Genomic DNA, 12,133 nt, shown 5'->3' on the forward strand with positions numbered 1-12,133 from the left:
ATCGGGCAGCTCAGGCGGCCAGCAGGGATTTCAGCTTGATGTCGCTGGCTGCGAGTGCTGCCGGGTTCGGATGGGCGCGCGCTGCGATCAGCATTTCGGCGAGCCTGATGTCGCGCGCCACCGCATTGCCCGGCCCGATGCCGCTTGCGGCGATCAATCGTCCGTCGGCGTCGAGATGGAAGAGAATGAAGGCGCCTGCGCCGAGCTCGCGGCGCTGATGCGTGGCGGCCCCTTCGGCAAGGCCTGATATCTGCAGCGTCATGTCGTATTGATCCGACCAGAACCACGGCACCGCCGAAACGGCCTCGTTAAGGCCGAGCATGTTGGCCGCCGCCAATGTGCCCTGCTCCTGGGCATTGCGCCAGGATTCGAGCCGCACCCGCCGGCCGCCATAGATCGACAGCGGAAAGGAGCAGCAATCGCCGGCTGCGAAGACATCAGGAGCAGAGGTCTGGAGATAGGTGTCGACGGCAATGCCGTTGTCGATTGCCAGCCCGGCCCTTTCGGCGATCTCGACATTCGGGCGTGCACCGATGCCGACGAGGACGAGATCGGCTTCGATCACCTCGCCGGTCGACAATCGGATCTGGGCGTTGCCGTTTTCCGCAGTCATTGCCTCGATGGAGACGCCGCAGCGGATATCGACGCCTTCAGCGCGGTGGCGCTCGGTGAGCAGATGAGCGATCTCCTCCGGCACGCCACGCTTCAGCACGCGTTCCAGCCCTTCGATGACGGTGACCTCGGCGCCAAGTAGCCGCGCCGTGGCCGCAAGTTCCAGTCCGATGAACCCGCCACCGATGATGGCGATATGCCGTCCCGGCTTCATCGCATCGCGCAGTGCTGCCGCATCGTAATGCGTCCGCAGCGAACGAATATGCGGGCTGCCTTCGGGTGCGCCGGGGAACGACCGCGCGGCCGCACCCGTCGCAAGCAGAAGCTTGCTGTAGGAAAGCACCGTCCCGTCCGAAAGCGTGACGGTCCTGGATGCGGGATCGAAATCCCTTGCCTCCAGGCCGGTCAGCAGCCGGATGCCGTTTTCGACATATTTTTCCGCCGCGGCGATGAATTTCGGATCGCTTGCATCGGTGGAGCCGGCCTTCGAAAGCGGCGGCCGTTCATAGGGCGGAAGCGGCTCGGCGCCGACTAGCGTTATCTCGCCGGCAAAGCCCTTTTCCCGCAAGGCGAAGGCGGCGCGCGCACCGCATTCGCCCGCGCCCAGGATGACGTAATGAGCCATGCCGGCCTCCCTCAGAGCGAGATGAAGACGGCGCCGTCTTCGATCTTGACAGGATAGGTCTTGAGATTGACGCAGACCGGCGCACCCTTGGCTTCGCCCGTCTTGTAGTTGAAGCGGCCATTATGTTTTGGACATTCGATGATCTCATCCATGACAAGCCCGTCGGCGAGGTGGATATGTTCATGCGTGCAGAGCCCGTCGGTCGCGAAGAATTCGTCGTCCGGGCTGCGATAGACCGCGAAGGTGCGCCCGCCGTGATCGAAGCGGATGACATCCTCCTCGTCGATCTCGTCCTTGTCGCAGACCTGGATCCAATTTCCGCTCATCTTGTCCTCCCTTGATTGTCGTTATTGCGCGGCCGGGGCCAGCTCGTTGTGAAATTCCTCGCGATAGGGCCGCGCGGTGGCCGGCAGTTCGCGCTTAAGGAAATAGTCCTCGTTGCGCAGCTGGCGCAGGAAGGCAGGGATCATCTCGCGATAGCCGGACAAGATCGACGGGTTCGGTGCCGGCAGGTCGTGCTTGATCATCGCGTGCAGCTGGGGCAGCGCGTGGTAGGGCACCATCGGAAACATGTGATGCTCGACGTGGTAGTTCATGTTCCAGTAGATGAATCGGCTGATGGGGTTCATATAGACCGTGCGGCTGTTCAGCCGATGGTCGGTCACATTGTCGGCAAGGCCGCCATGCTGCAGCAGTCCGGTCAGCACATGGTGCCAGGCGCCATAGAGGCGCGGCAGGCCGATCAGCATCAGCGGCAGGATCGAACCCATGGCGATCGCGGCCGCGATCGTTGCAAGATAGATCGCCAGCCAGATGCGGGCGATGCGGATGGCCTTTGGCTGCTCCATCTCGGGAATGAAGGTTTTTTCCGCCGCGCTGACGCCGCCGAAGGCATTGCGCAGCATGTCGACGATTGCATGCCAGGCGTCGAGGATGCCGAAGAAATTAAGCACCAGCCGGAAGAGATCGGGCGGCCGCATGACGGCGATCTCGGGATCGCGGCCGACGATCACCGTATCCGTGTGATGGCGCGCATGGCTCCAGCGCCAGGTCACCGGATTGCGCATGATCATGAAGCAGGCAATCTGGTAGACGACATCGTTCATCCAGCGCGTCTTGAAGGCGGTGCCATGGCCGCATTCGTGCCAGCGGCTATCGGAGGCCGAGCCGTAAAGCACGCCGTAGGCGAGGAAGAAGGGCAGCGCGATCCACGAGCCCCAGAAATAGATGCCGAGCCCGGCAAGGACGACCATGCTGCCGAGCCAGAGGGCCGTGTCGCGGATCGCCGGCGCATCGGAGCGCTGCATCAGCGCCTTCATCTCCTTGCGGGGAATGTCGGTGTGATACCATTCGGCTGCCGCCAGCCCCGTCTCGACGGCGGTGCGGCCGCTTTCGCCGAGAAGGTCGTAGTCGCGCTTCTTTGTCTGGGTCGCCATTATCCGCCTCCCGTTGCCCTTGCCTCGGAGAATAGGTTGACTTTGGAAAGCGCTCAATGCAGGCTTGATATAATCTATCAAAAACCATCACGAATGACTTGCATTCATGATCGAATCCATCAGGAACGCCGATGCGCCGTCCCACCATATCCGATCTCGCCCGCGCCTCCGGCGTCAGCGTCGCCACCGTCGACCGCGTTCTCAACGCCCGCCACCGCGTGCGCGAGGAAACGGCGCGACGGGTCTATGATGCGGCGCAGTCGATCGGCTATCACGCCGTCGGCCTGATCAAGCAGCGCGTCTTCGAGGATCTGCCGCAATACAGGCTCGCCTTCCTGCTGCAGAAGCCGATGCAGCCCTTCTATCAGAGCTTCGTGCGCGAGATCGAAACCGCCGCGCGCGCGCTGACGAGTGCGCGCATCCAGACGCAGATCGACTTTCCGTCAGCCGCGACACCGGCTGCGATCGTCGAAAAGATCAAGACGCTTGGCGCCCGCAACCAGGCCGTGGCTCTCGTTGGCCCGGATTATCCGGCGGTGACGACGGCGGTCGAGGAGTTGAAGGAGCGCGGTATTCCGGTGTTCTCGTTGCTCTCCGACCTCGCCACGGGTGTGCGCGACGCCTATGTCGGCGTCAACAACCGCAAGGTCGGGCGTACTGCCGCCTGGACGATTGCGCGCACGGCACACACGCCCGGCAAGGTCGCCTGTTTCGTCGGCAGCCACCGCTTTCACGGCCATGAACTCAGAGAGATCGGCTTTCGCTCCTATTTTCGCGAGAATGCGCCTGAGTTCGATGTCGTCGACACGCTGATCAATCTCGAGACTGCCGAGATCACGCATGAGGCGACGTTGACGCTGCTGCAGAAACATCCCGATCTCGTCGGCCTCTATGTCTGCGGCGGCGGCATGGAGGGGGCAATTTCGGCATTCCGCGAAGAAGGCGTCGGCGGCAAGATCGTCCTCGTGGTCAACGAGCTGACGCCCGACAGCAAAGCCGGCCTTGCCGACGATATCGTCGCCATGGCGATCGGCACCCCCCTGCCCGCCCTCTGTAAGGAGTTGATGGTCCTGATGACCGGCGCCATCGAAAACGGCGAAACGGCTGTTCCCGGACAGCTCTTCCTGCCTTTCGATATTCATATTTCCGAGAACATCTAAGGCGTGATGGAATTCCATCATTCCGTTCGAAATTCTCTCAGCAATGAAAGCCGGCGCCGGCGATGACGGATGGATTGCGACGCGAATTCCGATAGAGATTCGCTGACCCATTCACGAGGACCGCTCCGCCCTGACGCGGAGATCAGGAGGAGAACCAGTCATGACTTCGATCCGTTTTGCGCTCAACCATATGGCCGCGCCGTCGCTTGCCATCGACGATTTTTTCGCGCTGGCCCGATCGCTCGGCATCGATGCCGTCGAGATCCGCAACGACCTTTCCGGCAATGCCATCCTCGACGGCACCCAACCCGAAACGATCAGACAAGCGGCCGCCCGCCATGGCGTGACGATCATCTCGATCAACGCCCTGCAGCGCTTCAATGAGTGGAACGCGACCCGGGCCGCTGAAGCGCAGGAACTGATCGATTATGCCGGCGCGTCGGGCGCCAAGGCGCTCGTCCTCGTTCCGAAGAACGACGGCACCGGCTGCGCCGATGGCGAACGGCAGGCCAATCTGCGCCAGTCTCTGATTGCGCTGAAGCCGATGCTCGAGGAAGCCGGCATTATCGGTCTCGTCGAGCCGCTCGGTTTCGAGATCTGCTCGCTGCGCTCGAAGACCGAGGCGGCCGAGGCCATCAGGGAACTTGGCGCGGAATCGACCTTCAGGCTTGTCCACGACACCTTCCACCATCACCTTGCCGGCGAAGCGGCGACCTTCCCTGAGCTGGCCGGCCTCGTTCACATTTCCGGGGTCAGCGATCCCTCCGTTTCCGTTGCCGACATGCGCGATTCCCGTCGCGTGCTCGTGGATGCCGACGACCGGCTCGACAATGCCGGGCAGGTCAGGGCGCTGCTGCAGGCGGGCTATACCGGCCCGTTCTCCTTCGAGCCCTTTGCGGCGGAGGTGCATGCGCTGAAAGACCCGGCCGGCGCGCTGCGCGCCAGCATGGAGTATCTCAGCGCGCGGGTCTAAAAGCCGCGCGGTCGCTTGACGCTACTCTCTACCTCTGAACCGGCGCTGATAGGCCGGATCGTAGAGCGAGCTTTCGCGGAAATCCTCCACTGCCAACGAGGGGCCGACGAAGATGATCGCTGTGCGTTCGATCGGTTCGGCCGCAACCTTTGCCTCGATATCGGCGAGCGTGCCGCGCAGGATGCGCTCGTCTGGCCAGGAGGCCTTGACGACGATGGCGACCGGGCAGTCGACGCCGTAAAGCGGCGTCAACTCTTCGACCACCTGCTGCAGCGCGTGGATTGCCAGATGGATTGCCAGCGTGGCGCCCGTCGCGCCGAACTTCGCCAGTGTCTCGTCGTTGGGCATTGGTGACGCGCGGCCGGAAACGCGGGTCAGCACCAGGCTCTGCGCCACGGCCGGGATCGTCAGCTCTCGGCCGAGGGCTGAGGCTGCGGCGGCAAAGGCCGGAACGCCTGGCGTCATCGTATAGTCGATGCCGTGTTTTTGAAGCCGGCGCACCTGCTCGGCGACCGCACTCCAGACCGAGAGATCGCCGGAATGCAGCCGGGCGACATCCTGGCCCGCCGCGGCAGCGCGAAGATATTCTGCCTCGATCTCGTCGAGCGACATCGGCGCCGTATCGACGATGCGCGCGCCCGCCGGACAATATTGCAGCAGTTCGGCCGAGACGATCGAGCCGGCATAGAGACAGACCGGGCACCGGGCGATGAGATCACGGCCACGCACCGTGATCAGATCCGCAGCACCTGGTCCCGCGCCGATGAAATGCACCGTCATCTCGTCATCCTTTCGTCCAGCGCCACTGCGTTACCGGCATGGCCGGCCGCCAGCCGGTCATGCCGCCGACGGGCTGGGCGCGCGATATTTCGATCCGCGTGAGGAAGCCGCCGCGTTTGGCATGTTCACTGAGCAGCACCGCTTCCATCTCCAGCGTCACGGCATTGGCAACGAGCCGCCCTCCCCGCTTCAGCGCGGCAATTGCAGTATCGACAACACCCGGCTCGCTACCGCCGCCGCCGAGGAAGATCACATCCGGTTCCGGCAGGCCCTTCAGCGCGTCGGGCGCCGTATCCTCAATGACGGCGAGATGCGGTACGCCGAAGGCGCCTGCGTTGCGGGCGACCCGTGCTGCCCGTTCCGGCGATTGTTCGACGGCGATTGCCCTCAGGCTGGGATCGACCAGCATCCATTCGATGCCGATCGATCCCGAGCCTGCGCCAATATCCCAGAGCAGCTCGCCGTGACGCGGCGCGAGTGCGGAAAGCGTCATCGCCCGGATTTCACGCTTGGTGATCTGTCCGTCATTCTCGAACAGCTCGTCTTCGAGCCCTGCGGCAAAAGGCAGGATGCGAGCCCCCTCCCCTGCCGCAACATCGACGGCGCAGACATTTAGGGGATCGATGTCCACGAGATCGAAATCCGCTGCCACAGCACTTCTTTGCCGTTCCCGAGCACCGCCAAGCGCCTCGAGCACCGTAAGTCGCGACTGACCGAAGCCAGCGGCAGTCATGAGGGCAGCCAGTTCGCCGGGCCCATTCTCGTCCGAGGTCAGCGCGAGGATGCGCCGCCCGGGGTGCAGATGCGGCCGGATCAGGTCGATCGGCCGCCCATGCAGCGAGATCGTCGCGACGTCCTGCAGCGGCCAGCCAAGGCAGGAGGCAGCAAGGCTGAAGGCCGAGGGTGCGGGGATGGTGCGCATCTCTTCCGCCGCCACGTGGCGGGAGAGCGTTGCGCCGACGCCATAGAGAAAGGGATCGCCAGAGGCGAGCACGACAACAGGCGTGCCACGCCTTTCGAGGATAGCGTCGACCGAGCGCTCGAACGGGCTCTGCCAGGAAAGCCTTTCGCCTGTGATCAGCGAGGCAGCGAGTGCGTGGTGTCGCGCACCGCCGAAGACGGCGGGTGCGGTTGCGATCAGCCTCTTCGCCGCCTCGCCCAGCCCTTCTGGACCATCCTCGCCGATGCCGATAATAGTCAGCCAACGCTGGCCGGACGGAGGGGCGACATCAGACATGGGACGACCCCGCATCTTGATCCTCGGCGGCACCAGCGAGGCGCGGCTGCTGGCCGAGGCGCTCGCGGCGCGGGATGATTGCGATGTTTTGTTGTCGCTTGCCGGACGCACCGAAAAACCGGCCACGCAGCCTGTTCCGGTCCGCATCGGCGGTTTCGGCGGCGCTGCCGCACTCGCCGATTTCCTGAAGGCCGGCGGATATGACCTGTTGTTCGACGCCACGCACCCTTTCGCCGAGCGCATTTCGGCCAATGCCGCTTTCGCGGCTGAGGCCAGCGGTATCGCTGCCATCGCACTGCGCCGTCCCGAATGGCAACGCCGACCGGGCGATCGATGGCGGGACGTGCAGAGCATTCCGGCTGCCATCGATGCGCTTGGCCCCTCCCCCCGCCATGTCTTCCTGGCGACGGGCCGGCAGGGTGCGCATCATGCGGAAGCCGCACCGCAACATCACTATCTTATTCGCAGCGTCGATCCCGTCGAACCGCCGCTTGCGCTTGATAATGTCGACTACATCCTCGATCGGGGTCCGTTCACGCTGGACGGTGAATGCGATCTGCTGAGACAGCACGATATCGACGTCATCGTCGCCAAGAACAGCGGCGGTGCGGCCACCTATGCGAAGATCGAGGCCGCCCGTCTGCTCGGTATCGAGGTGATGATGGTGGTGCGCGCGCCGGCCTCTATGGTCAAGGCGGTCGAAACTGTCGAGGCGGCGCTGGCGGCGATCGATCACCTGTTTCCTCCCGCCATGAAACGCGGCGTATAGACGAGGTCCAGCCTGCCTGGCCGCGTGACGATGCGTGTCTCGGCCGAGCCGATGATGATGCAGGTCGCCATATCGGCAATCGACGCATCCGCCTGCGACAGCGGCTGGACCGCGATGCGCTCGTCCGGCCGCCCGGCCGCGCGCCCGAATATAACCGGCGTTGCTGCAGGCAGATGGTTGCGCAACAGCTTGAAGGCGTCGCCGAGCTGCCATGGCCGCGCCCGGCTGATCGGATTATAGAGCGCGATGACGAAGCCCGCTTTTGCCGCCAGTTCAAGGCGTGTTTCTATTATATTCCAAGGCTTTAGATTGTCAGACAGCGATATGGCGCAGAAATCGTGGCCAAGCGGGGCACCGGCTCTTGCCGCCACGGCCAGCATCGCCGTGATGCCGGGCAGAATGGTGAGATCGACCGAGCGCCAGGCGGCCGGCCCGTTCTCGATTGCCTCGCAGACGGCGGCCGCCATGGCGAAGACGCCGGGGTCGCCGCCGGAGACGACGCAGACCTTCGCGCCGTCAGCCGCCATGGCGAGGGCTGCCTCCGCCCTGTCGAGCTCCTCGCGATTGTCCGAGGCATGGCGCAGCTGATCGTCGCGAAGCTGCAGCCTGTCGAGATAGGGTCCGTAGCCGAAGAAATCCGTTGCCTGGTCGACGACGGTCAAAGCCTCCGGCGTCATCTGCTCGGGATTGCCGGGGCCGGTGCCGATCACGAAAAGCCTGCCGCTCATCGGCTGCCCTCCCAGCCCGGCACCAGCACCAGCGAAAAATACGGGGCATCGCCATCTGTCCTGTCGGCAAGCTTTTCCATCGCCGCATTCGCCATGGTGCCGCGCTCGACATAGACGGCTTCCGCAAGCCGGCCGGCCGCTGCGAGCGCCCGGCGGATCTTCGGCAGATTGCGGCCGACCTTCATGATGACGGCGGCCTGCGTATCGGCAAGGCGGCGCGTCAGCTCGGTCTCGGCCATCGTACCGGGCAGTACGGTAAGCACGTCGTCGCCCTGGACGATCGGCATGCCGGCAAGCGACCAGCAGCCCGACATGGCGCTGATGCCGGGGATCACTTCCGTCGGGTAGCGCTGGGAAAGCCTGACATGCAGATGCATATAGGAGCCGTAGAAGAGCGGATCGCCTTCGCTGAGAACGGCGACGGTCAGTCCGGCATCGAGATACCCGGCGACCGCTTTGGCAGACAGATCGTAGAATTGGGTGATCAGGCTCTGATAGCGTTCGTCGTTCTTGTCGATCTCGGTCGTCACGGGATAATAGAGCGGCAGCAGCGTCACGCCTGATTTCAGCAGCGGCTCGACGATCGCCTTGCCGTTGCCGCCCCTGCCCTGCTTGGCGAAATAAGCAATCACATCCGCGCCTTCGATGGCGCGCACGGCTTTGAGGGTGAGGAGCTCCGGGTCGCCAGGACCCGTGCCAACGCCGATGAGACGGCCGCTTGTCGTCATAGGCCTGGCCTCGCCAATGCATTGATGGCGGCAGCCGTCATGGCGCTGCCGCCGAGCCGGCCGCGGACGATGGCAAAGGGTACGCCGTAGGAATTTTCCGCCAATGCATCCTTGGATTCCGCCGCGCCGACGAAGCCCACAGGCATGCCGAGGATCGCCGCGGGTTTCGGGGCGCCGTCGCGCAGGAGTTCAAGCAGATGGAAGAGGGCGGTCGGCGCATTGCCGATCGCGACAACGCTGCCGCCGAGCCGATCGAGCCAGAGATGCATGGCGGCGGCCGAACGCGTATTGCCGGTCTCGCGCGCAAGCTCCGGTGTCGCGGGATCGCGCAGCGTGCAGATCACCTCGTTCAGCGCCGGCAGCCGCGCCCGGGTGACGCCCTGGGACACCATTTCCGCGTCGCAGAAGATTGGCGCGCCACCCTTCAGCGCATCGCGCGCAGCGCTGACGAAATCGGCGGAAAACAGGAAATGTTCCGCTGCCTCGACCAGCCCGCAGGCATGGATCATGCGCACGGCGATTTCGGCTTGATCGTCGGTGAAGCGCGAAAGATCGGCCTCGGCACGGATAATGGCAAAGGAACGCTCGTAGATCGCATCGCCGTTGCGGATATAATCGTAGTCTGGCATTCCTATTCCTGTCGCAGCGCCTTCGAAACACCGGTGGCGCCGAGCCGTGTAAGGCAGGCGGCGGTCGATTCGCCAGCGTCTTTGTTGTCTTCGATGGACCGGGCGAGCCTCTCTATAGCGAAATCGATCCGACCGCCAGCGATCCGTTCGTCCGGCTGATCCGCCGCAAGCCCATTGAGGATGAGCCCATAACCTTCCGCTGAGCCCGTCAGGGTCAGCGCCGGCCGGGCATGAGCGCAGCCCTTGGCGCAGCCGGATAGATGCAGCGTCAGCGAACCGTCGAAAAGGGCAGGTGCTGCGGCAATGAGACGGCGCGCAAGGGTCCGCGTCTCGTAGAAAGCGGAACCGCAGGCGCCGGCGCCGGCACAGGCGGCGATATGCTCGGTATTCTCGCCAGGCTGGCTGCTGAAGCCATGTCTGGCTGCGGCGATCTGCATAGCCAGCACTGCATCGTCGGAAAGCCCGATGAGGAAGAAACCGCGACCGGGCGCAAGCCGGATGGCTGTTGCGCCACGGGCCTTTGCCAGATCGAGCAAAGCGACCAGATCGGGCGCTCTCATCTGCCCGAATTCCGGCCTGACGCCGAGTATGATTTTGCCGTCGTCAAGCCTGTGCGAGCCGGCAAGCGGCATGACTGCCGCGCGAGACGAAATGAATTGAATGCCATCCATCGCGGGAAAACGCGCCCGCAGAAGCGTCGCGTCGATATCCTTTGCTCGCCTGCCCTGCCCGAGGGTCGCCAACAAGCTCAGAATTTCGCCAACGGCTGATATCGCCGCCTCCGCAGGGCCGATCGCGACTGGGATTGCAGTTCCACCGTCGCCATTGATCGCGACAAGCCAATCCGCGCCGAATTGCGCGACGACACGAATGTCGGCGGACAGTGCTGACAATCCGAAGGAACCGCCGCCGTCGACGATAAGCGAGAGCTTCGGCGCGAGCCGCGGCGAGGCAAGCAGATCGTGGAGCGTAGCACGCAAGGCCATTTCCATCACGGCCGGATCGCTTATCTCTTCCGGGTCGATGCCGTGCAGCGGCGATGTCTCGATTGCCGGCCCTTCCGGCACGGTGATACCGGCGGCATCGATATCGGCCGCGAGCTGTCCGACGGTCTCGGCCCGAAGGCCTCGGATCTGCAGATTGCCGCGGGCGGTGATTTCGAGAATGCCGTTTCCATGTGCTGCGGCGGAGCGGGCAAGGCTTGCGAACTGCGACAGCGTCAACGTGCCGCCGGTCGGCCGCAGCCGTACCAGCAAACCGTCGCCGGTCGGCATCGGCGCGGCAAGGGCGGGGCAGGCGCCGCGTCTACCCATCTTTGCCGCCGGGCGACCGTGCAGATCCGCCTCGCCTGTCCTGTCGCTTGCCTTTGCGGCCTTAATGCTCATTCTCGATCCTCTGGCCACTTCTTACATGATCGCAGCCGGGCCGGCAAAGCATGCTGGAAAGGCTTCGCACTGGCTAATCGTCGAAATCCCGTCCCTTGCGCAGAAGATAGATGTCCATGATCCAGCCGTGCCGCTGCCTGGCCTCGGCCCTGAGCGTCAGAATGTCGGTGGCGATGTCGCCAAGTCGTCCTGATCTGACGATCTCGTCCTTGGTGCCGAGATAGGCGCCCCAGAAGATCTCGGCATCGGGATCGTCGATCTTCGCAAAAGCCTGTTCGCCGTCAAGCATGACGACGGTGCTGTCGGTTAGAAGTCCATCCTGTGCCAGCCTGCGCCCTGTGGTGATCTCGATCGGTTTGCCGACGAGGTTGACGGGGATTCTGTGGCTGGCCGCCAGCGCCTGGATGCTGGTGATGCCGGGGATGACGCTGTAATCGAAATCCAGGCTGCTTTCCTGCCGCACGCGTTCGATGATGCGGATCGTGCTGTCGTAGAGACTGGGATCGCCCCAGACGAGAAAGGCGCCGCTGCCATCATCAGGGAGACCGGAGATCAGTTCTGCATAGATGCCGGCGATCTCACCGTGCCAGGCGTCGACGCTCCGCACATAGGTCTTGTCTGCCGTCTGCCTTTGCGGCACCGCGAACTCTGAAATCCTGCCGGCCGGCCGTGTGAAATAGCGGTCGCAGATATCCCGCCGGATTTCGGCGAGCTCTTCCTTGCCGACGCCCTTGACCGGCAGGAAGACCACGTCGGCTGCGTTCATAGCGTTGATGGCCTGTATGGTCAGGTGCTCCGGGTTGCCCGTGCCGATGCCGATGATATGGATATGCTTCAAGCGGATGCTCCCCGTTGAGTCCTGGCGGTCATGCCGAAAAAGCTTGGACGTCGCAAGGGCTGAACGATGAGTTGGCCGCGGCCAACCGGGCCTGTGGATAGTGGCTTAGCCCTATTGTTGCTGCGAATCCCGAATCGTGTCACTTTTGATACGCTTTTTGACGCTATGTTGACAGAAAAGCGCATCGAAAAGGATTGGGTGTTTTGGACAACATTAGCGTATCGACGACAGAT

13 protein-coding genes are annotated in these 12,133 nt (G+C 63.7%); 3 read left to right on the top strand and 10 right to left on the bottom strand.

The window, feature by feature from the left end; all coding sequences use genetic code 11:
- Window positions 1-10 precede the first annotated feature (10 nt).
- Genes AB8B31_RS31680 through AB8B31_RS31690 form a run of 3 tightly spaced genes read right to left on the bottom strand, consistent with a single transcriptional unit; the run spans window position 11 to window position 2,673 of the window.
- On the bottom strand, window positions 11-1,237 hold the full coding sequence (locus tag AB8B31_RS31680; RefSeq protein WP_130748262.1) for an NAD(P)/FAD-dependent oxidoreductase: 1,227 nt from the start codon (window positions 1,235-1,237) through the stop codon (window positions 11-13).
- A gap of 11 nt (window positions 1,238-1,248) precedes the next feature.
- On the bottom strand, window positions 1,249-1,563 hold the full coding sequence (locus tag AB8B31_RS31685; protein WP_003553420.1) for a MocE family 2Fe-2S type ferredoxin: 315 nt from the start codon (window positions 1,561-1,563) through the stop codon (window positions 1,249-1,251).
- A gap of 21 nt (window positions 1,564-1,584) precedes the next feature.
- Window positions 1,585-2,673: a fatty acid desaturase family protein gene (locus tag AB8B31_RS31690; protein ID WP_130748261.1), complete on the bottom strand. Its 1,089-nt coding sequence runs from the start codon at window positions 2,671-2,673 to the stop codon at window positions 1,585-1,587.
- A 131-nt stretch (window positions 2,674-2,804) separates the two neighbouring features.
- Between AB8B31_RS31690 and AB8B31_RS31695 the strand changes: the two genes are divergently transcribed.
- Both AB8B31_RS31695 and AB8B31_RS31700 read left to right on the top strand, forming a co-directional pair.
- Entirely contained in the window at window positions 2,805-3,833 is a 1,029-nt protein-coding gene (locus AB8B31_RS31695; protein ID WP_130748260.1) for a LacI family DNA-binding transcriptional regulator, read from the top strand.
- 160 nt (window positions 3,834-3,993) lie between these two features.
- Window positions 3,994-4,806, top strand: a complete 813-nt coding sequence (locus tag AB8B31_RS31700; RefSeq protein WP_130748259.1) for a TIM barrel protein — start codon at window positions 3,994-3,996, stop codon at window positions 4,804-4,806.
- 21 nt (window positions 4,807-4,827) lie between these two features.
- Here the strand turns inward: AB8B31_RS31700 and cobM are convergent, their stop codons facing one another.
- Together cobM and cbiE are read right to left on the bottom strand one after the other, a co-directional pair.
- Window positions 4,828-5,586 carry a precorrin-4 C(11)-methyltransferase gene (gene cobM / locus AB8B31_RS31705; protein WP_130748258.1) on the bottom strand — a complete coding sequence of 253 codons (759 nt, stop codon included), beginning with the start codon at window positions 5,584-5,586 and terminating at the stop codon, window positions 4,828-4,830.
- A 4-nt stretch (window positions 5,587-5,590) separates the two neighbouring features.
- Window positions 5,591-6,823 (bottom strand): precorrin-6y C5,15-methyltransferase (decarboxylating) subunit CbiE, encoded by a 1,233-nt coding sequence (gene cbiE / locus AB8B31_RS31710; protein WP_130748257.1) that lies wholly within the window; start codon window positions 6,821-6,823, stop codon window positions 5,591-5,593.
- Between cbiE and AB8B31_RS31715 the strand changes: the two genes are divergently transcribed.
- Window positions 6,822-7,592, top strand: coding sequence for a cobalt-precorrin-6A reductase (locus AB8B31_RS31715; protein WP_130748256.1), 771 nt, complete (start codon window positions 6,822-6,824; stop codon window positions 7,590-7,592). The genes cbiE and AB8B31_RS31715 overlap by 2 nt on opposite strands.
- On the opposite strand, the gene AB8B31_RS31720 is transcribed toward AB8B31_RS31715, so the two are convergent.
- The 5 genes from AB8B31_RS31720 to cobF form a co-directional block, all read right to left on the bottom strand.
- A complete protein-coding gene (locus AB8B31_RS31720) occupies window positions 7,556-8,320 on the bottom strand; it encodes a precorrin-3B C(17)-methyltransferase (RefSeq protein ID WP_130748255.1) in 765 nt (254 codons plus the stop codon). The genes AB8B31_RS31715 and AB8B31_RS31720 overlap by 37 nt on opposite strands.
- A complete protein-coding gene (locus AB8B31_RS31725) occupies window positions 8,317-9,048 on the bottom strand; it encodes a precorrin-2 C(20)-methyltransferase (protein ID WP_130759799.1) in 732 nt (243 codons plus the stop codon). The genes AB8B31_RS31720 and AB8B31_RS31725 overlap by 4 nt, the downstream gene beginning before the upstream one ends.
- Window positions 9,045-9,677 carry a precorrin-8X methylmutase gene (locus AB8B31_RS31730; RefSeq protein ID WP_130759798.1) on the bottom strand — a complete coding sequence of 211 codons (633 nt, stop codon included), beginning with the start codon at window positions 9,675-9,677 and terminating at the stop codon, window positions 9,045-9,047. Before AB8B31_RS31730 ends, AB8B31_RS31725 begins: the two co-directional genes overlap by 4 nt.
- Window positions 9,678-9,679: 2 nt before the next feature.
- On the bottom strand, window positions 9,680-11,062 hold the full coding sequence (gene cobG / locus AB8B31_RS31735; RefSeq protein WP_130759797.1) for a precorrin-3B synthase: 1,383 nt from the start codon (window positions 11,060-11,062) through the stop codon (window positions 9,680-9,682).
- A gap of 73 nt (window positions 11,063-11,135) precedes the next feature.
- Window positions 11,136-11,900 (bottom strand): precorrin-6A synthase (deacetylating), encoded by a 765-nt coding sequence (gene cobF / locus AB8B31_RS31740; RefSeq protein WP_130748252.1) that lies wholly within the window; start codon window positions 11,898-11,900, stop codon window positions 11,136-11,138.
- Between the last annotated feature and the right edge of the window lie 233 nt (window positions 11,901-12,133).

The organism is Rhizobium sp. 62_C5_N11_2 (assembly GCF_051811185.1).
Classification (GTDB): domain Bacteria; phylum Pseudomonadota; class Alphaproteobacteria; order Rhizobiales; family Rhizobiaceae; genus Rhizobium; species Rhizobium leguminosarum.

Coding starts and splice junctions, on each gene's coding strand:
- AB8B31_RS31680 (WP_130748262.1), bottom strand. CDS start 1,237: ATGGCTCATTACGTCATCCTGGGCGCGGGCGAATGCGGTGCGCGCGCC.
- AB8B31_RS31685 (WP_003553420.1), bottom strand. CDS start 1,563: ATGAGCGGAAATTGGATCCAGGTCTGCGACAAGGACGAGATCGACGAG.
- AB8B31_RS31690 (WP_130748261.1), bottom strand. CDS start 2,673: ATGGCGACCCAGACAAAGAAGCGCGACTACGACCTTCTCGGCGAAAGC.
- AB8B31_RS31695 (WP_130748260.1), top strand. CDS start 2,805: ATGCGCCGTCCCACCATATCCGATCTCGCCCGCGCCTCCGGCGTCAGC.
- AB8B31_RS31700 (WP_130748259.1), top strand. CDS start 3,994: ATGACTTCGATCCGTTTTGCGCTCAACCATATGGCCGCGCCGTCGCTT.
- cobM (WP_130748258.1), bottom strand. CDS start 5,586: ATGACGGTGCATTTCATCGGCGCGGGACCAGGTGCTGCGGATCTGATC.
- AB8B31_RS31715 (WP_130748256.1), top strand. CDS start 6,822: ATGGGACGACCCCGCATCTTGATCCTCGGCGGCACCAGCGAGGCGCGG.
- cbiE (WP_130748257.1), bottom strand. CDS start 6,823: ATGTCTGATGTCGCCCCTCCGTCCGGCCAGCGTTGGCTGACTATTATC.
- AB8B31_RS31720 (WP_130748255.1), bottom strand. CDS start 8,320: ATGAGCGGCAGGCTTTTCGTGATCGGCACCGGCCCCGGCAATCCCGAG.
- AB8B31_RS31725 (WP_130759799.1), bottom strand. CDS start 9,048: ATGACGACAAGCGGCCGTCTCATCGGCGTTGGCACGGGTCCTGGCGAC.
- AB8B31_RS31730 (WP_130759798.1), bottom strand. CDS start 9,677: ATGCCAGACTACGATTATATCCGCAACGGCGATGCGATCTACGAGCGT.
- cobG (WP_130759797.1), bottom strand. CDS start 11,062: ATGAGCATTAAGGCCGCAAAGGCAAGCGACAGGACAGGCGAGGCGGAT.